The organism is Pseudomonas sp. NY15437, assembly GCF_048068435.1.
Taxonomy (GTDB): domain Bacteria; phylum Pseudomonadota; class Gammaproteobacteria; order Pseudomonadales; family Pseudomonadaceae; genus Pseudomonas; species Pseudomonas nitroreducens_B.
In genome coordinates this window covers 362,634-381,274 of sequence record NZ_JBLUQC010000003.1, presented here as the reverse complement: position 1 = coordinate 381,274, position 18,641 = coordinate 362,634, and the positions used below count along the sequence as shown (strand labels likewise).

Below are 18,641 nucleotides of genomic sequence, written 5' to 3'. Positions count from 1 at the left end.
CCGGCTGACACCTTGGTTTCAACCTGCACCGTACGGTCCCCTCTCCCTCTGGGAGAGGGTCAGGGTGAGGGCCTGGGCGGGCCCGGATATGTTCAGGCGTGAAAAAACAGCCCGCCGCGAATTCTGCGGCGGGCCGCTCTCTACAGCGCGGTACCGATCAGAACTGGTAACTGGCCTTCAGGCTGCCGCTGGCGCCGTGGCTGCCGCTGCCGCCCAGCGCGCCGACTTCGGCGCCGACGCTGAAGTCGCCCTGGCTGGCGGTCAGGCTGAACGCGCCGCCGAACTGGTCGCGGTTGTCGAAGGCGGCACGCTGCGACACATCCAGCCCCAGCAGGTGGCCCTCGCTGTCGACCTGGTAATCGCCCAGCGCATGGTCATAGCCCACTTCCAGCCCCGGCACCATCTGCCAGCCGCTACCCAGCGCCACCGGGGCGAACGAGGCCTTGAGGTTGGCGTAGGCGCTGCGGCGGTTCTCGCTGATGTCGTCGACCTCCAGCGCCAGTTCGCTGCCCTTCTCCTGGAAGCCGTCCAGGTCCAGGTGGCTGTAGCGCAGGCCGATGCTCGGCTCCAGGGTGACGGTGGACACCGCCGTGCGATAGCCCAGCGCGACGCTGGCGCCGCTGAGCTTGCCATTGGTGTCGCCCTTGGCCTTGCCCAGGCCGCCGCCGAGGTCGCGCTTGCTGTCGTAGTCGAGCCAGCCGTAGCTGAGGTCGGCGTCGACGAACAGCCCCTGTTCGAGGCTATCGAGCGCCAAGCGCGCCCCGCCCCGGACGAAGGTCAGGTCGGTGTCCACGTCGCCGCCGGCGCCGCCCACGCTGCCCTTGCTGTAGCCGAAGCCGGCATTGCCGCTGAGCTGCTCGGAGAAACGCTGGGTCACGCCGACCAGCAGGCCCTGGGTGTGCTCGTTGCTGCTCTGGGCGTCGGAGGTGGCGGAATTACCCTGGTAGCCGGCGAGCGCGGTGGTCCACAGGCGGGTTTGCCCGCTCTTGAGGTCGACGCCGCTGGCGTAGGGTGCGGCGGCGCGGTCGATCAGCGCGTCCTGGCGCAGCAGGTAGCTGGCCGCGTCGGCATGCACCTGGCCGCCGACCGTGGATTCGACGCCGCCCAGGGTGCCGGCGTCGATGGCCGATTGCAGGTAGTAGTTGTAGGCGGTGTAGGCGCCGGAGAGGTTGCTGTTCTGCAGTTGGGTGAGCAGTTGCGCGCCAGCGGCGGCGTTGCCGGACAGCCCGGCGGTGCCCGGCAGGGTGCTGTAGTAGACCATCTTGCCGCGCAGCACGTAGATGGTTTCCTGGGAAAGGCCCAGGCCCTGCTTCAGGTAGTTGTCCATGCTGCCGTACCGGGCGGTGACTTCATCCAGGCCCGCCTGCAGGAAGCTGGCCTGCACGCCCAGCAGCGGTTCGTAGATGGCCGCCATGCTCGCCGGCAGCATCGCCAGGGTCGCCTTGACCCGTGCGGCGGTGTAGTCGTTGGTGGCCAGGTAGTTGTCCATGATGGTCTGGCTGTCCACCCCGGCGATGCTCAGCAGCACCGCGGCGGTCCAGCCGGTGCGGTCCTTGCCGGCGGTGCAGTGGAACAGTGCGGCGCCGTCGGCGGCGGCCAGCTCGTTGAACAGCGTGGTGAACTGGCCGCGCATGCCGGCGTCATTGACGAAGGCGCGGTTGGTCTCCTCCATCATGGCCACGGCTTCGGCAGCGCTGCTGAAGGACAGGTTGGTGATGTTGGCGCCGGAGGTAGTGCTGCCGATGATGTCGATGTTGCGATAGGTCGCCCCGGCCGGCAGGGTGTCCGGGGTGCCGGCGATTTCGCTGGGAGTGCGCAGGTCGAACACGTCGCTGATGCCCAGGCTGTTGAGCATGGCCAGGTCGGTACCCTTGGGCGTCAGCGCGTTGGAGCGGTAGAACACGCCGGAACGCATCACCCCGTCGTTGGACGTCGTGTAGGCGGTGGTGGTGCCGGCGATGTCGCGGAAGTTGTCGATGCCGGCCAGGCGCGGCGTGTCCAGGGCGTAGGTCTCGGCCGCGTTGGCGCAGGCGATGGACAGGCTGAGCAGGGACAGCCCCAGGGATGCGGAAAACAGAGCACGATGAAACACGATGTAGCCTCTTTGAGCGTGTTGGCGGGGCTACTATCGGGGGCGTTCGGGACCCGAATGTGACAGCTGCGCCCGCTGTGCAAATGGGCGCGCGATCTGTCCGTGGGCTGCGTTTTCTGTCTGTACGGCGGCTCGTTGCGACGGCCAATCTCGTTGGGCGCACAGCGCCAGAGGCGTTATCCGCCAGGGCGGCGGATAAGCCGTACCGGCTTATGCGCCCTACGGTTCACGAGTCGTCGTGCGGGCCGCTGGACTCGCGGTCGTGCTCGTAGCGGTGGCGCATCGGGAACGTCGGCAACCAGGCTTCGCGCCGGCAGATCCACAGCTCGTAGGTGGGCTGGAACTGGTCCACGGCGTCCAGCGCGCCGAGGCTCACTTCGATTTCCTCGCCGCTGCGGCCGAACACCGACGAGCCGCAGCGCGGGCAGAAGCAGCGGCCCTGGTAGTCCTGGAATTCGCCCTCGATGCGCACGGCGCTGGCGGGGAAGATCGCCGACGAGTGGAACAGCGCGCCGTGGTGCTTGCGGCAGTCCAGGCAATGGCAGATGCCGACCCGGTTGGGCCGGCCGGTTGCTTCGATGCGAAGGCCGCCGCAGAGGCAGCCGCCGGTGACCTTGTCGGTGTTGTCCATGTTCGTGCCTCCTCGTGTGTATGGCGCTGGGACTCCCTCTCCCTAACCCTGGCTACGCGCCCCCGCTCCGAAGAGAGAGGGAACTGGATCGGCGCGGGTGACGCCGTGGCATAAGCCGGCACCGTCGCCCCCTCTCCCTTCAGGGAGAGGGCTGGGGAGAGGGTGGTGGGCCAGATTAACCATCCCCAACGGATACGCCTTTGACCTTGCCGATCGTGCGGCCCCTCCTGCGAACCGACGCACGGCACCCGCCAGCGATGCCCGATTTGGCCGTTTCGCGATATTCCTCGTCCGGATCGCGTGAGACAGCCGCCATCCCCCCGCCTAGCATAGGCAACCCCAACACGAGAAACCCGGCGCGCCCTGCCCGCGCGCCTTACCTTGCTGCCCGGAGTCCCATGTCTACCACCGCTTCCCCCCTGGCCACGCCGACGGTGGCCAGCCAGGCCAGCCCGCTGGTCATGCGCGTGATCGGCGCGTGCGCCCTTGCCCACCTGACCAACGACCTGATCCAGGCCGTGCTGCCGTCCATCTACCCGGTGCTCAAGGCCAACTACGGCCTGAGCTTCACCCAGGTCGGCCTGATCACCCTGACGTTCCAGCTGACCGCCTCGCTGCTGCAGCCCTGGGTCGGCTATCACACCGACCGTCATCCCAAGCCCTGGCTGGCGCCGCTGGGCAGCGTCTGCACGCTGATCGGCATTCTCATGCTGGCCTTCGTCGGCAGCTTCCACGCCATCCTGCTGGCCTCGGCGCTGGTGGGCATCGGCTCCTCGACCTTCCACCCGGAAACCTCGCGCATCGCACGCCTGGCCTCCGGTGGGCGCTACGGGCTGGCGCAGTCCACCTTCCAGGTCGGCGGCAATGCCGGCAGCGCCTTCGGCCCACTGCTGGCGGCGGCCATCATCATTCCCTACGGGCAGGGCCACGTGGCCTACTTCGGGCTGTTCGCGGTGTTCCTCGTCGGCGTGCTCTGGGGCCTGAGCCGCTGGTACCGCAGCCACCTCAACCTGTTCAAGCTCAAGGCGGGCGGCGTGGCCACCCACGGGCTGTCCAAGGGCCGGGTGACCGCCTCCCTGGTGGTGCTGGCGCTGCTGGTGTTCTCCAAATACTTCTACATGGCCAGCTTCACCAGCTACTACACCTTCTACCTGATCGAGAAGTTCGACCTCTCGGTGGCCAGCTCGCAGCTGTACCTGTTCGGCTTCCTCGGCGCGGTGGCGGCCGGCACCTTCTTCGGCGGCCCGGTGGGCGATCGCATCGGCCGCAAGGCGGTGATCTGGTTCTCCATCCTCGGCGTCGCGCCCTTCACCCTGGCGCTGCCCTACGTCGACCTGTTCTGGACCAGCATCCTCAGCCTGGTGATCGGCTTCATCCTCGCCTCGGCCTTCTCCGCCATCGTGGTCTACGCCCAGGAGCTGGTGCCGGGCAACGTCGGCATGATCGCCGGCGTGTTCTTCGGCCTGATGTTCGGCTTCGGCGGCATCGGCGCGGCCTTCCTCGGGCACCTGGCGGACATCCACGGCATCGAGTACGTCTACACGCTGTGCTCCTACCTGCCGCTGCTGGGCTGCCTGACCATCCTGCTGCCGTCCACCCGGAAGAAGGCGTAAGCCTTCCCGTCGCCTGCGCGCCGCGTCATCAGCCCTCGCGGCGCGCGGGCTGGGTGGCGTGCACGAACACCGTGTAGGTGTCCGCCGGATGGGCCACGCCGGCCTGGTCCAGCGCGCGGGCGATAGAGCCGCGGTGGTAGGTGGCGTGGTTGAGGATATGGAAGAACATTTCCTCGCGGGTCAGGCTGCCGCTGCGGCCATCGGTGAAGCGAAAGCGGATGACCTCCCCGGCCTGCGCCGGCGCCAGCGCCGCGAGCTGTTCGACGTACCACTGGCCGGAGGTCAGCAGACGCTCGCGCAGCTCATCAAGGCCGGGCACCGCGTCGGTATTGGTGGCCGGGTGCGGGTCCGCCTCGCCGCTCAATCGCGCACGGAACAGATCCTCGACGATGACCAGGTGATTGAGCTGCTGGAGCGCGAAGGCGAACTCCCCGGGGAAGCGCTCACGGTCGATCTGCGCGATGGCATCCAGCGCGCGGCGGTCCGACCAGCATTTGTAGGCAAAGGCCTGGCTCAGCATCGCAACTCCTTGTCAGCGGCCTGAAGGCGGAGGCCACACTGTAGCCTATCCGGGGCTTGGGTTGCGCCGCTCCACCTGCCAGACTGGCCCGAGCCCCACGGACGAACCGCTGCCATGAAAACGCCCGACATCGACGCCATCCGCGCCTTCCTGCTGGTCGCCGACCTGAAGAGTTTCACCCGTGCCGCCGACATCCTCGGCACCACCCAGGCCGCCATCAGCCTGAAGATCAAGCGCCTGGAGGAATCCCTCGGCCGCCCGCTGCTGGAACGCACGCCGCGCCGCGTCACGCTGTCGGCCCACGGCGCGGTATTCCTGCCCAGCGCCCGCCGCCTGCTGGCGAGCTACGACGAAACGCTGCGCTGCTTCGACACGCCCCGCCGGACCCTGCGCATCGGCGTGAGCCACCACATACTCGGCGCGGACCTCAGCCATTGGCTGAGGCGTTTGGCCCAGGCCGATCCGGAGGTGCTCGTCGCCTTCAGCCTGGGCACCTCGCGGCAGATGCTGGAGAGCTACGAGGAAGGTGCGCTGGATATCGCGCTGATCCTGCGCCACGACAACCGCCGCCAGGACGGCGAGGTGATCGGCAGCGAACGCTTCGGCTGGATGGCCGCCGACACATTCGAGCTGGAGGACGGCGCTCCCCTGCCCCTGGCGATCCAGCCGGCGCCCTGCGGCATGCGCAGCATGGTCAGCAGCGCGCTGGAGGCGCACCAGCGCCTGTGGAGCGAAGCCTTCGTCGGTTCGGGGATCCTCGCCATCGGCGCGGCGGTGTCGGCGGGTATCGGCATCGGCGCCATGGTCGAGCGCATGGCGCCGGCCGGTTGCGTGGACGTGCGCGCACGCTTCGACCTGCCGGAACTGCCGCCCCGCGATGTGGTGCTCTACTGCGCCCACCGCGACACCCAGACCCGCGCGCTGGTCAGCACGCTGGCGCAGGCCATCGCGGCCTGAAGCTCAGTGCAGGAGCACGCCGACGCGCGCCAGGAACAACGCCAGCGCGACGATCAGCGAGCCGCACAGGGCGACGGCGGCCAGGTGGACGAAGGCGAACTCGCGGGCCTGGATCGGTTCGTGGTCCATGAACGGCACTTCCTGAGCAGCGGTAGGGAGCCGCCAGTATCGACAGTGCCGTGCAGGACAAACAGCGCACGCCGGCTATTTCAGCGATAAGCGAAACGCCTCGACAGCCCGTGCAATCCAACGGCGTCAGACCACGCCCGCGTCCTGCGAGCTGGCCACACGCTTGCCCAGCGGCGTCCTGGCGGAGCCATCGGCGGCGAGGGTCTGTTGTGCCGGCGCCTGCGAGTTCACCCGCATCCCCAGCGGCGTGCGGCTGAAGCCCTCTTCAGCCAGCTGCGGCGCCGCGTTCCGGTCCGCCAGCGGCGTCAGCTGGAAGCAGGCGGCGGCCGGGGTGCAGCTGGCTTCGACGGCGGCACTGGCATGCACGGCAACACCGGCCAGGGAGAAGGCAATGGCAGTCACGACGGTTTTCAGGTTTTTCATGGCATCGATCCTCAGGGGTCAGGGGGACGGCTCATCGGAGCGGGCACCGGGAGCTTCGGGGTGCGGGCCGCGCCGATGAGCTGTTGGGGTCCATTAAGCGTCCCTGGGGTATCTGCAGCGTGTCGGAAACGGCCGCCGCCATCTCCGCGCGTGTCACAGCGGCCGGCCGATACAGTGGAATACACAGCGGCCCACGGCGCGTGAGCCATCGTCGAGCGCATCCGGGAGCCGCAGTCCTTTATGATTCCCCCCTGCGACCAGACTCGTCCCGGTTGCAGATAATCCGCCAATGTCTCCAGGGAAATTCAATGCCGCTGTCCTTGCCGTTCGAACAGGTCGATGTCTTCGCCGAGCGCCCCTACGAAGGGAATGCGCTGGCGGTGGTGGTGGATGCCGATGCACTGACCACCGAGCAGATGCAGGCGTTCGCCCGCTGGACGCAGCTCAGCGAAACCACATTCCTGATGCGCCCCACGTCGCCCGAGGCGCATTACCGCGTGCGTATCTTCACGCCGCTGCGCGAGCTGCCCTTTGCCGGCCACCCCACCCTGGGCAGCTGCCAGGTGTGGCTGGCACACCACGACAACCCCGAGCTGGGCGAGATCGTCCAGGAATGCCCGGCAGGCCTGATTCGCCTGCGCCGGCAAGGCCCGTGCCTGGCGTTCTCCGCGCCACCGCTCCTGCGCAGCGGGCCCCTGGACGCGGCCACGCTGCGCCGGGTCGAGCACGGGCTGGGCCTCGCTGGCGGGCAGGTTCGCGCCAGCCAATGGGTCGATAACGGTCCGGGTTGGGCGGGAGTGTTGCTGGCTCGTCGCGAGGAGGTGCTGGCCATCCGCCCCGACTACGCGGCGCTGGAAGGGCTGAATGTCGGCGTCATCGCCCCCTGGGGTGGCGCGCAGGCGGAAGCGGACGTGGAAGTCCGGGCCTTCATGGGCGAGGAATGCAACGAAGACCCGGTCACCGGCAGCCTCAATGCAGGCCTGGCCCAGTGGCTGATCGGCGCGGGCGTCCTGGGCGAGCGCTATACCGTCAGCCAGGGCACGGTCCTGCAGCGACGCGGACGACTGCGCATCGAACGCGTCGACGGGGCGATCTGGGTCGGTGGCGAGGTACAGCATTGCCTGTCGGGCACAGCCGTTTTTCCCGGGCGCTGAAGGAGCCTTACGCACGCTGCGAGCCGACGTTCGATCCGCCCGGAGCCGTCGTCTCGCAGTGCTCCGCGTGACGAAAACTTCACTGCCGTCTGTCACAGAATTCCTACACGCCGGTTGACCGGCCAAACCGGCGCCACTAGATTCCTACGCTTCTTTCGCCAGGGTGCGCTGCGCCCTGGCGATCCCTACGGCAAAGGAATGTCCGTCATGTTCAAGCCCCTCAGGCCCTGGCTGCCTGCCGTGCTGCTTTGCAGCCCTCTCGCCGCCCACGCGGAAGGCCCTTCCGGCGATTTCTGGCTGATTCACCAGCAGGGCAGCCTCTACAAGAACGAACTCTTCGTGGTCGATGGCGACCCTGCCAACATCTACGACCGCAAGAACGGCGTGCGCTCGCTGGGCGTCTACCAGTTCTACGAGGAAGGCGCCAAGCCGACCTTTACCGCCTACGACGTCGAGGTCGACTGCGCGAAGAACCGCGTGCGCCTCAATGGCGCGCAGAACTACGACAAGTTCTACAACGACATCCGCCCCAAGAAGGTGTCCAAGGAGTGGCAGAAGAAGCCTGAGGCCTGGCTTGCCCAGAGCCGCGACTTCCTCTGCAAGCCGGACGCCCACGTGGAGCAGAAGATGTATCCGCTGGGCAAGATGCCCACCGCGCAGCTGGTCTCGGCCGCGCCGGGGCTGTTCCAGCTGAGAAATCGCGACCATGCCAAGGCCATGATCCTGCAGATGGTCGACAAGGGCTTCGAGCAGATGCCCGCCCGGAACGCACCCGCCAAGGAGGGCGTGCAATGAAAGGACTCTTCGCGCTGGGGATGATTGCCATCCTGCTCGGCGGCTGCTCCGCCATTCCTACCCTGCCCGAGGCGCAGGCCCGCAGCTACTGGAAGGGTCGCCCGGCCGGCGATGCGATCGACCATTTCGGCGCGCCCAGCGACATCGCCCTGGCCCCGGAGAACGACTGGGTCGTGCTGATCTACCGCCGCGACACCTCCTATACCTCCCGCGAAGCGCTCGGCACCTACACCGGCCCGCAGAACGGGCAGCTGGTGCACACCGAGTACTGGGGCGACGTGGTCCATTCGGCCAGCTGCGAAATCCGTGTCGCCATCAACCGTGCCCGGCAGGTGGACTACCTGCTGACCCGCGGCAACTGCGGCGGCATCCCGCTGCGGCCGGAAGCCTGACGCCACCTGGCCGATCAAGGAGGAAAAGAAGCATGTCCACAACGACACAGGCCAAGGCCACGCTCGCGCTGCTGACGCTGATGACGGCGGCATCGACGGTTGCGGCCGAAGAGACCAAGGTGACCGACCTGCTGCGCAGCGGCTACGAGGTGAAGGCGGCGTACGTGGCACCAGGACGGGTCAGCCAGATCCATTACCTGGTCCTGCAGAAGGACGCGTCGGTCTTCCAGTGCAGCACCTACGACAGCGGCGCACCGCTGCAGCGCTACTACGACTACTCCAACACCTACTCCTGCTCGCCGGTCGGCGACCTGGTCCCGCAACGCTGAGCGACTCCCCGCACCCGATCCCGCGCGGCCGGCCTCCCGAGGCTGGCCGCGCCGCTGCCGATCCCACGTGGTCGGAGGCGGTTCCTTCTGCCACCCCAGCCCACTTCGCCATGGATGTTTTCGCATGACACTGCGCCTTTTGACCGCCAGCCTGCTGCTGGCCTGCACCTTCGCCCACGGCGCCGAGCCGGCGCCCGTTCCCAAGGCCCTGGAAGAACAGGTTGGCCGCCTGGTGGAGCTGTACAAGGACAGCTTCGCCACCGGCTACCCCGAGGCCACCCGCGTGCAAACCCTGAAGACCGGCAAGGGCAGCGAGCTGACGCTCGCCGTGTTCACCATCGAAGGCTTCGACATGGGCAACAACTACAACCAGTACCTCGCGGTCTTCACCTCTACCCCCAACGAGGAAGGCCAGGAGCATTACAGCCTGCTCGACGCCCTGCAGATCGGCGGCGGTGGCTGGCGCTCGATCGAGACGCTGGACGCAAGGCTGGTCAGCGACCCGTCCGGCAAGCGCACCCTGATCGACATCCCGGTGATGGAAAACACCGAGGACGACGGACCGAACTTCCCCAGCCGCGCCGGAGTGATCCACCTGGCCGTCGATGACGCACCGACGCCCCGCCTGGCGGAGCAGCACTGACGCAGCCGCTGGCCGTGGGCGCCACGGCCAGGGGCAACGCGGCGGCGCTCGCTAGCGCGCCGCCGCGGCCTCGTTCATCAGGTAGGTCACCAGTTGCCGCGCGTGGGACGACAGCGCGTCCCAATCGGCGACACAGATGCGCAGCTCACGGGTGGCCCAGGCGTCCGCCAGCGCCACCACTGTCGCTGGCAGCTCTTGCGCCAGGCGCGTCGCGGCAGCCTCCGGGAGCATCGCCACACCCACTCGCTGCGCCACCAACTGGGCGATGGCGTCGAAGCTCGGTGCGCGCACCCGTACCTTGAGCGGCATCGAGTTGCGCACCGCCATCGCCTCGACGAAGCGCTGCATGGCACGCTCGGCGGGCAGGCAGACGAAGGGGAAACTCAGCGCGTCGCGCAGGCTCGGCAAGTGCTGGCTGGCCAGGGGGTGATCCTGCGGCACCAGCAGGACCAGCTTGTCGTTGCGAAACGGCAGCGACAGCAGGCCCGCGGTGGCCAGGTTGCCGTCGTAGACGCCGATGTCGATCGCCCCGTCCTGCACGGCCCGCAGCACATCCTTGCTGTTCTGCTCGGTCAGTTGCAGGTCCACCTCCGGGTAGTCCGCCAGGAAGGGCCCGAGCGCGGTGGGCAGAAAAGTGCTGTTGGCCACGGTGGAGGCCGCCAGGCGCAGGGTGATGCGCCGCTCGCCGCGCAGTTCCTGCAGGGTGTCGGTGAGTTGCTGCGCCTCCTTCAGCACGCGCTGGCCGGCTTCGAGCACCAGGCGGCCGGTGGGAGTCAAGGTCATGCCGTCGCTGTGCCGGGCGAACAGGGCAAGCCCGCAGCGCTCCTCGAACAGGCGCAACCGGTTGCTCGCTGCCGAGACGGCCACCGGCACCGACGCAGCCGCCTTGCTCAGGCTGCCGGTGCAGGCGATGGCGGCGATCAGGCGCAGGTCGGCAAGATCGAAATGCATTTGGCGTTCTCCAAAAACGAAAGCCACGTTCGCCAAGTTGCGATTCTAGCGGAGCGGCATTCTTCCTAGAATAAGGCCTTTCCCCTGCCCTGCGCTCCCTGCCCATGAATAGCCTGAACGCCCTTTACCAGCGCAGCCTGCGCAACGGCGTGTTGTTTGCCGTGCTGTCCGCCACCGGTTTCAGCCTCAAGGCGGTCTTCGTCAAGCTCTCCTACGCCGCGGCCCCGGTGGACGCGGTGACCGTGCTGGCCATCCGCATGGGCCTGGCGCTGCCGCTGTTCCTCTGGCTGGTCTGGCTGAGCCGCAGCCCCGGCCAGGCGCGCCTGTCGCTGGCCGATGGCGGGCGCATCCTGCTGCTCGGGCTGTTCGGCTACTACCTGTCGAGCCTGTTCGACTTCTACGGGCTGCAGTACATCAGCGCCGGGCTGGAGCGGCTGATCCTGTTCACCTACCCGACCCTCGTGCTGCTCCTGCAGATGGCCGTGGCCCGCGAGCGCCCCGACTCCCGCACCCTGGCGGCGATGGGGTTGTGCTACCTCGGCCTGGGGATCGCCCTGGTACACGACATCCGCGTGGAAGGCGCCGACGGGCAGATCCTGCTGGGCGCCCTCTGGGTGTTCGCCAGCGCCGTGACCTATGCCCTCTACTACATGGGCACCGGCGCGGTGGTGCGCCGCGTCGGCTCGATGCGCCTGGCCGGGCTGGCCGGCGGTGTCTCCTCGGTGATGGTGCTGATCCATTACGCGGTGAGCGGCAACGTGCAGCAACTGGCGAGCCTGCCCGGCACCGTCTGGCTCCACGGCGCGCTGATGGCGCTGATTTCCACCGTGCTGCCGATCTACTGGATGGCGCTGGCCATCCAGCGCATGGGCGCCACCCACGCCGCGGCGTTCGGCAACCTCGGGCCGGTACTCACCGTGTTCGCCTCCTGGGCGCTGCTGGGCGAGGCGATCTCGGTCTACCAGATTGCCGGCCTGGCGCTGGTGTTGTTCGGCGTGTCGCGGCTGTCGGGGGCGAAAAGGACCGCTCCGGCGGCTGTCGAAACGCAAGCGGAGAAAGGCCGCGCCGCCGGCTGAGCGCGACGGTCATCGGCTATCGGCCGGCCGCAGCGACCGGCTCACACCCGCCCGATGCGCATATTGATCGGCCAGCTCACCGGGTGCCGCGCGGCGGGGTCGCCCCAGCGCTCGGCGATGTCGACGGCGAAGCGCTGCAGCAGGTCCTCGCGCCCGGCCTCGCGGGCGCTGCGGACCGCCGACCAGGTGGAGACGTAGCCCAGGAATTCGTCGAGATTCCATTCCAGGCGGATGGCGATATCCGGCCCGGAAAACTCGGCGAAGGGGAAGTCGAGGGTCGCGTAGCCGCTGTCCACCAGGGCACGCTCGGCCGGCCAGTAAGGGCCGATTTCCTTCCAGTAGAACGGCTCGAAGCGCTCGCCCAGCGCACCTTCCAGGCGCAACACGCCATAGCTGATCAGCGCCAGCACGGCGTTGGGCCCGGCGATGCGCCGCACCTGCGCGTAGAACCTGGGCAGATCGAACCAGTGGGCGGCCTGGGCAGCGGTGACCAGGCTGGCGCTGTGGCTGCGCAGCGGCAGGTCTTCGGCCGGGGCGCAGAGGTAGCTCACCTTCGCCTGCGGCGCGCTATGGGCGATCTGCTCCGCGCTGGGGTCGACGCCGACCACCGCGTCGAAGTGCTCGGCCAGTTGCCGGGTCAGTTGGCCGCTGCCGCAGCCAACATCCACTGCCAATGCGCGGTCGGGCGCCCTCGAAGCGAGGTACGCGGCAAGCTCCGCCGGGTACTCGGGACGAAAGCGCGCGTAGGCCTCCCCGCCCTGGTCGAACCAGTTGCGCAGGTCGGCGGACGGGGAATTCATGATGGGCGACTCCTGTCCGGACGGTTGTTCGACATGAATGTACTGGGCAAACCGACGTTCCGACCAGAGCCACGCCGACCGATGCAGGGCTTGCGCCCTGCCCGGCCTCGGTGCGCGGTCAGACCTGCGCCATGCCGCCGTCGACGAACAGCTCGACTGCGTTGATGAAGCTGGCCGACTCCGACGCCAGGAAGGCCACCGCCTTGCCGATCTCCCGCGGTTCGCCAAGGCGGCCCAGCGGCACCTGGCTGGCCAGTGCGTCGAACAGGCCCTGACGCGCCTCCTCGGGCACCAGGTCGCCAAGGCCGGGGGTACGCACCGGGCCGGGGCTGACGACATTGACGCGGATGCCGCGGTCCTTCAGGTCCAGCGCCCAGGAGCGGGCGAAGTTGCGCACGGCGGCCTTGCTCGCACTGTACACGCTGAAGTTGGCGGTGCCCTGGATCGAGGTGGTGGACGCGGTGAGGATCACCGACGCGCCATCGGTCAGTAGCGGCAACGCCTTCTGCACGGTGAACAGCACACCGCGCACGTTGGTGCCGAAGATGCGGTCGAAGTGCTCCTCGGTGATCGCCCCCAGCGGCAGCATGTCGCCGCCGCCGGCATTGGCGAAGAGGATGTCCAGGCGGCCGGCGGATCTGGCGATCTGCGCATACACCGCATCGAGGTCGGCAAGCACCGAGGCGTCGGCGCGGATGGCCGTGGCGGCCGGGCCGATGGCCTCGACGGCGGCGTCCAGTTCAGCCTGGCGGCGGCCGGTGATGAACACCCGCGCGCCCTGCGCGGCGAGTTCCTGTGCGGCGCCAAGGCCGATGCCGCTGCTGCCGCCGGTGACCAGTGCAACTTTACCAGTGAGGGACGTATTCATGATGAGCTCCAGGGATTCGAGGATTGACGGTTCTGCCTCTGTGGCCGGCATCTGGCGCGGCGTTGCGGTGAGGCATGGCGCTACTCTAGGGCTCGTCGATTAGCGGAAAAAGCGCATACAATGGAATGACTATCCATACCCATGGATAATCAGGTATCGCCCGCAAGGAGCTTTCATGGATCAGCTGCAGGCCATTCGCGCCTTCGCCCGCGTGGTGGAAGCGGGCAACTTCACCCGCGCCGCCGACTCGCTGGACATGCCCAACGCCACCCTGAGCAAGCTGGTTCAGGAACTCGAAGCGCACCTGGGTGTGCGCCTGCTGCAACGCACCACCCGGCGCGTCACGGTAACGCCCGAGGGCCAGGACTATTACGCCAAGGCCACCCGCGTGCTGCGCGACCTGGAAGACATCGACTCGTCGTTCAACCTGGCCCGCGGCAGGCCGCGCGGCCACCTGCGCATCGACGTCGGCGGCTCGACCGCGCGGGACGTGCTGGTGCCGCTGCTGCCGGACTTCCTCGCGCGCTACCCGGACATCCGCATCGACCTGGGCGTATCCGACCGCTCGGTGGACCTGATCGGCGACAACGTCGATTGCGTGATCCGCGGCGGCGCGCTGGACGCCTCCTCGCTGGTGGCGCGCAGCGTCGGCCAGGCGACCATGGTCACCTGCGCCTCCCCGGAGTACCTGCGCCACAACGGCATTCCGGCCTACCCCGAGGAGTTGCGCAACGGCCACCGGCTGGTCAGCTACCTGTCGCCGCAGAATGGCCGGGCGGTACCCTTCCGCTTCGAGCGCGACGGCGAACGCATCGAGCTGAAGCTCGAACACCGCATCGGCGTCAACGAGAGCAACGCGCACCTGGCCGCCTGCGTGGCCGGCCTGGGTATCATCCAGACCTTCTCCTACGCGGCCGGCGCCGCCCTGCTCGACGGCACGCTGGTGGAAATCCTCGCCCCCTGGCGGCCGGCGCCCTACCCCTTCCACGTCGTCTACCCGCAGAACCGCTACGTCACGCACCGCCTGCGGGTGTTCATCGATTGGCTGGTGGAGTGCTTCCCCGGCAAGGTTGCCGGTTGAGGGCTCAGGGCTGCTTGTCCGCCAGGGACTCCAGCAAGTCCGCCGAGGGCACGAAGAACAGGCTGCCGGTCACCGCCTTGCTGTAGTCCAGCAGGCGGTCGTAGTTGCCGGCCGGGCGGCCGACGAACATGTTCTCCAGCATCTCCTCCACTGGCGCCGGCGAGCGCGCGTACCCGATGAAGTAGGTGCCGAACTCCCCGGCGCCGGGGCGGCCGAAGGGCATGTTGTCGCGCAGGATCTTCACTTCCTGGCCGTCCTTCTCCAGGGTGGTCAGCGAGCTGTGCGAGCAGCTGGGCTTCACCTCGTCGCCCAGTTCGATGTCCGCCAGCTTGGTGCGGCCGATGATGCGTTCCTGCGCCTCGGTGGACAGCTGGTTCCAGCCGTTCATGTCATGCAGGTACTTCTGCACCAGCACGTAGCTGCCGCCGGCGAAGTCCACGTCCTCGTCGCCGATCAGGGTGAAGTGCGGAATGTCGCGCCCTTCCGGGTTCTCCGTGCCGTCGACGAAACCGATGATGCTGCGCATGTCGAAGTAGCGGAAACCCTGCACCTCGTCGACCACCGTGACCGCATCCCCCAGGCGCGCGACCAGTTGCGTGGCCAGCTCGAAGCAGAGGTCCATCTGCTCGGCGCGGATGTGCAGCAGCAGGTCGCCCGGCGTGGAAACGGCAACCCGCTCGCCACTGCCAATCGCGCGGAAGGCATGCAGGGCGGCTGGCCGCGGAGCGCCGAACAGCGCATCCCACGCCGCCGAGCCGAAGCCCACCACACACGACAGGTTACCCCCTGGCACGCGCTTGCCGACCGAGCGCACCAGCCCGGAGACGTCCTCGCACAACGCCCGGACCGGGCTCCAGTCCTTGCCGGGAGTCAAGGTGGCGACCAGGAAGATCGCACTGCGGGTGATCGGGCTGTCCACTGCCTGAGGTGCCGGGAAGTCGTTGAGCATGTCGTCCATTCGCTGCCGTTGAAGTTGGGGAATGAGAGTAGCAAAGCCGGTGGCCGGTGGCGGTGACAGCTCCGTGCGAAGGTTACAGCGCGGGCTGTCGATCTGCCCTGGTGAGGTGCCCTGCAGGTTACAGTGCCGCGGAACCGGAGCAGCCGCAGCGCAGACGAAGGTTGACGTCCAGGCTGTCTTGGTTAAGGTCTGGGACGAGCGAACATCACCAGGGCCTCGATGCGGGAGAAGCAGCCAGTGCAACACGAACGCAGCAGCATAGACACCGTCGTTTTCGATCTTGGCGGCGTGCTGGTCGATTGGAATCCGCGCCACCTCTATCGAAAGATATTCGACGACGAGCTGGCAATGGAGACCTTCCTCGCAGAGGTCTGCAACGCCGCGTGGAACGAACGCCAGGATCGCGGGCGTCCCTGGGCCGATGCCATCGCCGAAGCCGTCGCCCGGCATCCGGCCCACGAACCCAACATCCGTGCGTACCGCGAGCGTTGGGAGGAGATGCTCGGCGGCGCTATCGAAGCGACCGTGGACGTGCTGCACGAGTTGCACCACAACGGCGTGCGCCTGCTGGCACTGACGAACTGGTCGGCGGAAACCTTCCATGTCGCCGAGGAGCGCTTCCCCTTCCTTGCGCAGTTCGAAGGTGTGCTGGTCTCCGGCCGCGAAGGGCTGATGAAAACGGAGCCGGAAATTTTCCAGCTGCTGATCCAGCGCTACAGCCTGATACCTTCGCGCACGCTGTTCATCGATGACGTCCAGAAGAACGTCGACGCGGCGCTGGCCCAGGGGATGCGCGCCGTCCAGTTCATCGACGCCGGGCAACTGCGCCGCGACCTGCAATCGTTTGGCCTGCCGGTTGCCGCGCAGAAAACCTGAAGCGCAAGCCGGAAGCGCCCTTCCGGCTCACTTGACGTTCTCAGTAGCCGGTAGCTGCCTTCTCGATGGAGCGCGCCACTGCCTCGGGGTGCGAGACCATGACGACATGGGACGCGCCGCTGACCACCTGGACATCCTTCGCCTGGGCGCGATGCGCCATGAAAGCCAGCACCTGCGGCGGGATGTTGCGGTCCTGGTCGCCATAGACGAACCACGAGGGAATCGCCGTCCAGGCCGCCGCGCCGGCTTTTTCGTTCAGGGCCGCCTCGGTAACCGGACGCTGCGCCGCCGCCATCAGCGCGGCTTCGCCGGCGGGTACATCGGCGGCGAACTGGTCGTGGAACTTGTCCTGCTGGATGTACAGGTCCTTGCCGCCGTCAGCCAGCGCCACCGGCGCGGCCAGGGTCGGGCCGAGGGTGCTGCCGGGGAACTTGCCAGCCAGCTCAGCGGCGCTCTCTCCCTGTTGCGGGGCGAATGCGGCGACGTAGACCAACGCCTTGACGTTTGGCCGGTCGCTGGCCGCCGCGCTGATCACGTTTCCGCCGTAGGAGTGGCCCACCAGCACCACCGGTCCCTTGACGCTGCCGACGATGTTGCCGATATAGGCTCCGTCGCTGGCCACGCCGCGCAGCGGGTTGGCCGCGGCGATCACGGAGTAGCCGTCCTTCTCGAGGATACGCGTCACGCCGTTCCAGCTGGAGGCATCGGCGAAGGCTCCGTGCACCAGTACTACCGTCGGTTTCACCGGCGCCGCAAAGGCATTGCCGACAAGCAGGCCGCTGGCCAGTGCCAGGGCGGTGAGGGTCTTGTTCATGGTGGATCTCCTGGTTGAGGGGAATCGGGTGTGCTTTTCCTGGAACCGAGCGGGCGCCCAGCCCTGCTTGCCAACGCTGTTCGTAGGAGCGAGCTCGCTCGCGAACGCATGTCACCGGAGCCCCGGGCGCGAGGCGAGTTCGCGAGCAAGCTCGCTCCTACAGTGAGGTGCGGGGAAAATCGCTGGACTGGCTCAGCTCGCGCCACAGGCGCAGCTCCGCCAGCCGGGCCTTGTCGGCGTTCTCGATGGCCAGCAGCGCATGGCTGCCCAGGGCCAGGCGCAGCGGCGGACGATCCATCCAGGCCACCGCGAGAATCGCCTGCGCGGCCCGCTGCGGATCGCCCGGCTGCTTGCCGTCGTAGGCCCGCTGGCGGCGCGCCACGGCGCCGACCACTGCGTCGTATTCGAAGCGCCCTTCGGAGAGCGTCGTCGAGGCGCCGGCAAAATCGGTGCGCAGGCCTCCGGGTTCGATGATGGTCACTCGCACGCCAACCTGCGCCATTTCGCGCGCCAGCACTTCGGAGAAGCCTTCCACGCCCCACTTCGCTGCCGAATAGGGCGCGCGCCCTGGCGCACCAATGCGCCCACCCACCGAGGACAGCTGGATGATGTGGCCGCTGCGCTGCCGACGCAGCAGGGGGATGGCCGCCTTGGTGACGATGATGGTGCCGAACAGGTTGGTCTCGATCTGCCGGCGGAACTCTTCCAGCGGCGTGTCTTCCACCGAGTTGACGTTGCCGTAGCCGGCGTTGTTGACCAGCACGTCGAGCCCGCCGAACGCCTCCTGCACCTGTGCTACGGCGTCCTGCGCGGCGGCCGGGTCGGTGACGTCCAGGGGCGCCACGCGCAGGGTCTGCGGGTAGAGCCGGGCGAGGTCCGCCAGCGAATCCGGATCGCGAGCGGTGGCCAGCAGGCGGTGGCCGGCCTGCAACACGGCTTCGGCCAGCGCCCGCCCCAGGCCGCGGGAACAACCGGTGATCAACCATCGTTGGTTCATGGGAACCTCCACGGCTCTCAAGGTAGGGAACTCAGGGTGCGTAGCGGGTGAAGACCAGATCGTGGTCCTTCACCCGCGCCTGGTGGCAGGCGAAACAGGTCTGGTGCTGCGCCTCGTCGGCGGGTTTGCCGTCGACGAAGCGGGCAAAGCCCCAGCCGCCGGTGGCCGCGTACTTCTTCGAGTCCTTGACCATGAACTGCACGGTGGTGGCGGCCCCGGGAATCGACGCCGGTTCGAACTCCGGCGACTGCACGTGCTTCCAGGCGAGCTTGGCCAGCACGCTGCCGTCGGGGAACGGCAAGGTGCCGGCGCGGTAGGCCTTCATGGCGATCTCGTTGCCCAGCACGGCGCGCAGTTCGTTCAGCGGCGCCGCCTCCTGGGCGGGCGCCACCAGTTGCCAGTTGCGGTAGCCCTCGGGCATGCGCACGCCGTAGATCGGCGAAGCCTCCCCGTCGGCCCTGGCGCCAGTTGTCGCCAGCAAAGCGAAACCGGCCAGGGCGATGCGGCGCAATGCGGTTGCTGCGATGGTCATGGCGCGTCTC

22 protein-coding genes are annotated in these 18,641 nt (G+C 68.0%); 10 read left to right on the top strand and 12 right to left on the bottom strand.

The features are described 5' to 3' along the window. Positions 1-157: 157 nt before the first annotated feature. Together ACNFIA_RS09250 and ACNFIA_RS09245 are read right to left on the bottom strand one after the other, a co-directional pair. The gene (locus ACNFIA_RS09250; RefSeq protein WP_416784269.1) at positions 158-2,092 is read right to left on the bottom strand and encodes a tyrosine-protein phosphatase; all 1,935 of its coding nucleotides are present in this window, start codon (positions 2,090-2,092) and stop codon (positions 158-160) included. 226 nt (positions 2,093-2,318) lie between these two features. Continuing rightward, complete coding sequence (locus ACNFIA_RS09245) at positions 2,319-2,723, bottom strand: GFA family protein (RefSeq protein WP_416784268.1); 405 nt, start codon at positions 2,721-2,723, stop codon at positions 2,319-2,321. 398 nt (positions 2,724-3,121) lie between these two features. Here ACNFIA_RS09245 and ACNFIA_RS09240 point away from each other — a divergent pair, with 398 nt between their 5' ends. Beyond that, positions 3,122-4,336, top strand: coding sequence for an MFS transporter (locus ACNFIA_RS09240; protein ID WP_259755438.1), 1,215 nt, complete (start codon positions 3,122-3,124; stop codon positions 4,334-4,336). Between the two features lie 28 nt (positions 4,337-4,364). Here the strand turns inward: ACNFIA_RS09240 and ACNFIA_RS09235 are convergent, their stop codons facing one another. Continuing rightward, the gene (locus ACNFIA_RS09235; protein ID WP_416784265.1) at positions 4,365-4,856 is read right to left on the bottom strand and encodes a DinB family protein; all 492 of its coding nucleotides are present in this window, start codon (positions 4,854-4,856) and stop codon (positions 4,365-4,367) included. Positions 4,857-4,970: 114 nt separating this feature from the next. Here ACNFIA_RS09235 and ACNFIA_RS09230 point away from each other — a divergent pair, with 114 nt between their 5' ends. Further along, positions 4,971-5,813: a LysR family transcriptional regulator gene (locus tag ACNFIA_RS09230; RefSeq protein ID WP_416784263.1), complete on the top strand. Its 843-nt coding sequence runs from the start codon at positions 4,971-4,973 to the stop codon at positions 5,811-5,813. Between the two features lie 3 nt (positions 5,814-5,816). Here ACNFIA_RS09230 and ACNFIA_RS09225 read toward each other — a convergent pair whose 3' ends face one another. Continuing rightward, entirely contained in the window at positions 5,817-5,942 is a 126-nt protein-coding gene (locus ACNFIA_RS09225) for a hypothetical protein (RefSeq protein WP_259755441.1), read from the bottom strand. Between the two features lie 126 nt (positions 5,943-6,068). Then, positions 6,069-6,365: a hypothetical protein gene (locus ACNFIA_RS09220; RefSeq protein ID WP_259755442.1), complete on the bottom strand. Its 297-nt coding sequence runs from the start codon at positions 6,363-6,365 to the stop codon at positions 6,069-6,071. Between the two features lie 308 nt (positions 6,366-6,673). Here ACNFIA_RS09220 and ACNFIA_RS09215 point away from each other — a divergent pair, with 308 nt between their 5' ends. The 5 genes from ACNFIA_RS09215 to ACNFIA_RS09195 all read left to right on the top strand — a co-directional run bounded on the left by ACNFIA_RS09215 (position 6,674) and on the right by ACNFIA_RS09195 (position 9,678). Further along, positions 6,674-7,519, top strand: a complete 846-nt coding sequence (locus ACNFIA_RS09215; protein WP_416784260.1) for a PhzF family phenazine biosynthesis protein — start codon at positions 6,674-6,676, stop codon at positions 7,517-7,519. A gap of 207 nt (positions 7,520-7,726) precedes the next feature. Beyond that, a complete protein-coding gene (locus tag ACNFIA_RS09210) occupies positions 7,727-8,314 on the top strand; it encodes a hypothetical protein (RefSeq protein WP_416784258.1) in 588 nt (195 codons plus the stop codon). Continuing rightward, positions 8,311-8,706 (top strand): hypothetical protein, encoded by a 396-nt coding sequence (locus ACNFIA_RS09205; RefSeq protein ID WP_259755447.1) that lies wholly within the window; start codon positions 8,311-8,313, stop codon positions 8,704-8,706. The genes ACNFIA_RS09210 and ACNFIA_RS09205 overlap by 4 nt, the downstream gene beginning before the upstream one ends. 32 nt (positions 8,707-8,738) lie before the next feature. Further along, positions 8,739-9,035 (top strand): hypothetical protein, encoded by a 297-nt coding sequence (locus ACNFIA_RS09200; protein WP_416784635.1) that lies wholly within the window; start codon positions 8,739-8,741, stop codon positions 9,033-9,035. Between the two features lie 124 nt (positions 9,036-9,159). Continuing rightward, positions 9,160-9,678 (top strand): hypothetical protein, encoded by a 519-nt coding sequence (locus ACNFIA_RS09195; RefSeq protein WP_416784256.1) that lies wholly within the window; start codon positions 9,160-9,162, stop codon positions 9,676-9,678. 51 nt (positions 9,679-9,729) lie between these two features. Here ACNFIA_RS09195 and ACNFIA_RS09190 read toward each other — a convergent pair whose 3' ends face one another. Then, complete coding sequence (locus ACNFIA_RS09190; RefSeq protein WP_416784254.1) at positions 9,730-10,629, bottom strand: LysR family transcriptional regulator; 900 nt, start codon at positions 10,627-10,629, stop codon at positions 9,730-9,732. 104 nt (positions 10,630-10,733) lie between these two features. On the opposite strand from ACNFIA_RS09190, the gene ACNFIA_RS09185 reads away from it, so the two are divergent. Beyond that, positions 10,734-11,705: a DMT family transporter gene (locus ACNFIA_RS09185; RefSeq protein ID WP_416784252.1), complete on the top strand. Its 972-nt coding sequence runs from the start codon at positions 10,734-10,736 to the stop codon at positions 11,703-11,705. Positions 11,706-11,746: 41 nt separating this feature from the next. On the opposite strand, the gene ACNFIA_RS09180 is transcribed toward ACNFIA_RS09185, so the two are convergent. Both ACNFIA_RS09180 and ACNFIA_RS09175 read right to left on the bottom strand, forming a co-directional pair. Then, complete coding sequence (locus ACNFIA_RS09180; RefSeq protein WP_416784250.1) at positions 11,747-12,505, bottom strand: class I SAM-dependent methyltransferase; 759 nt, start codon at positions 12,503-12,505, stop codon at positions 11,747-11,749. Between the two features lie 118 nt (positions 12,506-12,623). Next, positions 12,624-13,373, bottom strand: a complete 750-nt coding sequence (locus tag ACNFIA_RS09175) for an SDR family oxidoreductase (protein WP_416784248.1) — start codon at positions 13,371-13,373, stop codon at positions 12,624-12,626. A 175-nt stretch (positions 13,374-13,548) separates the two neighbouring features. On the opposite strand from ACNFIA_RS09175, the gene ACNFIA_RS09170 reads away from it, so the two are divergent. Beyond that, entirely contained in the window at positions 13,549-14,454 is a 906-nt protein-coding gene (locus ACNFIA_RS09170; protein WP_416784246.1) for a LysR family transcriptional regulator, read from the top strand. 4 nt (positions 14,455-14,458) lie between these two features. Here ACNFIA_RS09170 and ACNFIA_RS09165 read toward each other — a convergent pair whose 3' ends face one another. Next, the gene (locus ACNFIA_RS09165) at positions 14,459-15,403 is read right to left on the bottom strand and encodes a Dyp-type peroxidase (RefSeq protein ID WP_416784244.1); all 945 of its coding nucleotides are present in this window, start codon (positions 15,401-15,403) and stop codon (positions 14,459-14,461) included. Positions 15,404-15,649: 246 nt separating this feature from the next. Here ACNFIA_RS09165 and ACNFIA_RS09160 point away from each other — a divergent pair, with 246 nt between their 5' ends. Next, on the top strand, positions 15,650-16,288 hold the full coding sequence (locus ACNFIA_RS09160; RefSeq protein WP_416784242.1) for an HAD family hydrolase: 639 nt from the start codon (positions 15,650-15,652) through the stop codon (positions 16,286-16,288). A 40-nt stretch (positions 16,289-16,328) separates the two neighbouring features. Here the strand turns inward: ACNFIA_RS09160 and ACNFIA_RS09155 are convergent, their stop codons facing one another. The 3 genes from ACNFIA_RS09155 to ACNFIA_RS09145 all read right to left on the bottom strand — a co-directional run bounded on the left by ACNFIA_RS09155 (position 16,329) and on the right by ACNFIA_RS09145 (position 18,631). Beyond that, complete coding sequence (locus ACNFIA_RS09155) at positions 16,329-17,102, bottom strand: alpha/beta fold hydrolase (RefSeq protein ID WP_416784240.1); 774 nt, start codon at positions 17,100-17,102, stop codon at positions 16,329-16,331. Between the two features lie 157 nt (positions 17,103-17,259). Continuing rightward, positions 17,260-18,099: an oxidoreductase gene (locus ACNFIA_RS09150; RefSeq protein WP_416784238.1), complete on the bottom strand. Its 840-nt coding sequence runs from the start codon at positions 18,097-18,099 to the stop codon at positions 17,260-17,262. Positions 18,100-18,130: 31 nt separating this feature from the next. Continuing rightward, positions 18,131-18,631: a cytochrome P460 family protein gene (locus tag ACNFIA_RS09145; protein ID WP_416784236.1), complete on the bottom strand. Its 501-nt coding sequence runs from the start codon at positions 18,629-18,631 to the stop codon at positions 18,131-18,133. Positions 18,632-18,641: the final 10 nt, after the last annotated feature.

Bases quoted from the DNA above. Each gene is read 5' to 3' on its own strand.
- ACNFIA_RS09245 (WP_416784268.1), bottom strand. From the start codon at position 2,723: ATGGACAACACCGACAAGGTCACCGGCGGCTGCCTCTGCGGCGGCCTT.
- ACNFIA_RS09240 (WP_259755438.1), top strand. From the start codon at position 3,122: ATGTCTACCACCGCTTCCCCCCTGGCCACGCCGACGGTGGCCAGCCAG.
- ACNFIA_RS09235 (WP_416784265.1), bottom strand. From the start codon at position 4,856: ATGCTGAGCCAGGCCTTTGCCTACAAATGCTGGTCGGACCGCCGCGCG.
- ACNFIA_RS09230 (WP_416784263.1), top strand. From the start codon at position 4,971: ATGAAAACGCCCGACATCGACGCCATCCGCGCCTTCCTGCTGGTCGCC.
- ACNFIA_RS09225 (WP_259755441.1), bottom strand. From the start codon at position 5,942: ATGGACCACGAACCGATCCAGGCCCGCGAGTTCGCCTTCGTCCACCTG.
- ACNFIA_RS09220 (WP_259755442.1), bottom strand. From the start codon at position 6,365: ATGAAAAACCTGAAAACCGTCGTGACTGCCATTGCCTTCTCCCTGGCC.
- ACNFIA_RS09215 (WP_416784260.1), top strand. From the start codon at position 6,674: ATGCCGCTGTCCTTGCCGTTCGAACAGGTCGATGTCTTCGCCGAGCGC.
- ACNFIA_RS09210 (WP_416784258.1), top strand. From the start codon at position 7,727: ATGTTCAAGCCCCTCAGGCCCTGGCTGCCTGCCGTGCTGCTTTGCAGC.
- ACNFIA_RS09205 (WP_259755447.1), top strand. From the start codon at position 8,311: ATGAAAGGACTCTTCGCGCTGGGGATGATTGCCATCCTGCTCGGCGGC.
- ACNFIA_RS09200 (WP_416784635.1), top strand. From the start codon at position 8,739: ATGTCCACAACGACACAGGCCAAGGCCACGCTCGCGCTGCTGACGCTG.
- ACNFIA_RS09195 (WP_416784256.1), top strand. From the start codon at position 9,160: ATGACACTGCGCCTTTTGACCGCCAGCCTGCTGCTGGCCTGCACCTTC.
- ACNFIA_RS09190 (WP_416784254.1), bottom strand. From the start codon at position 10,629: ATGCATTTCGATCTTGCCGACCTGCGCCTGATCGCCGCCATCGCCTGC.
- ACNFIA_RS09185 (WP_416784252.1), top strand. From the start codon at position 10,734: ATGAATAGCCTGAACGCCCTTTACCAGCGCAGCCTGCGCAACGGCGTG.
- ACNFIA_RS09180 (WP_416784250.1), bottom strand. From the start codon at position 12,505: ATGAATTCCCCGTCCGCCGACCTGCGCAACTGGTTCGACCAGGGCGGG.
- ACNFIA_RS09175 (WP_416784248.1), bottom strand. From the start codon at position 13,373: ATGAATACGTCCCTCACTGGTAAAGTTGCACTGGTCACCGGCGGCAGC.
- ACNFIA_RS09170 (WP_416784246.1), top strand. From the start codon at position 13,549: ATGGATCAGCTGCAGGCCATTCGCGCCTTCGCCCGCGTGGTGGAAGCG.
- ACNFIA_RS09165 (WP_416784244.1), bottom strand. From the start codon at position 15,403: ATGCTCAACGACTTCCCGGCACCTCAGGCAGTGGACAGCCCGATCACC.
- ACNFIA_RS09155 (WP_416784240.1), bottom strand. From the start codon at position 17,102: ATGAACAAGACCCTCACCGCCCTGGCACTGGCCAGCGGCCTGCTTGTC.
- ACNFIA_RS09150 (WP_416784238.1), bottom strand. From the start codon at position 18,099: ATGAACCAACGATGGTTGATCACCGGTTGTTCCCGCGGCCTGGGGCGG.
- ACNFIA_RS09145 (WP_416784236.1), bottom strand. From the start codon at position 18,631: ATGACCATCGCAGCAACCGCATTGCGCCGCATCGCCCTGGCCGGTTTC.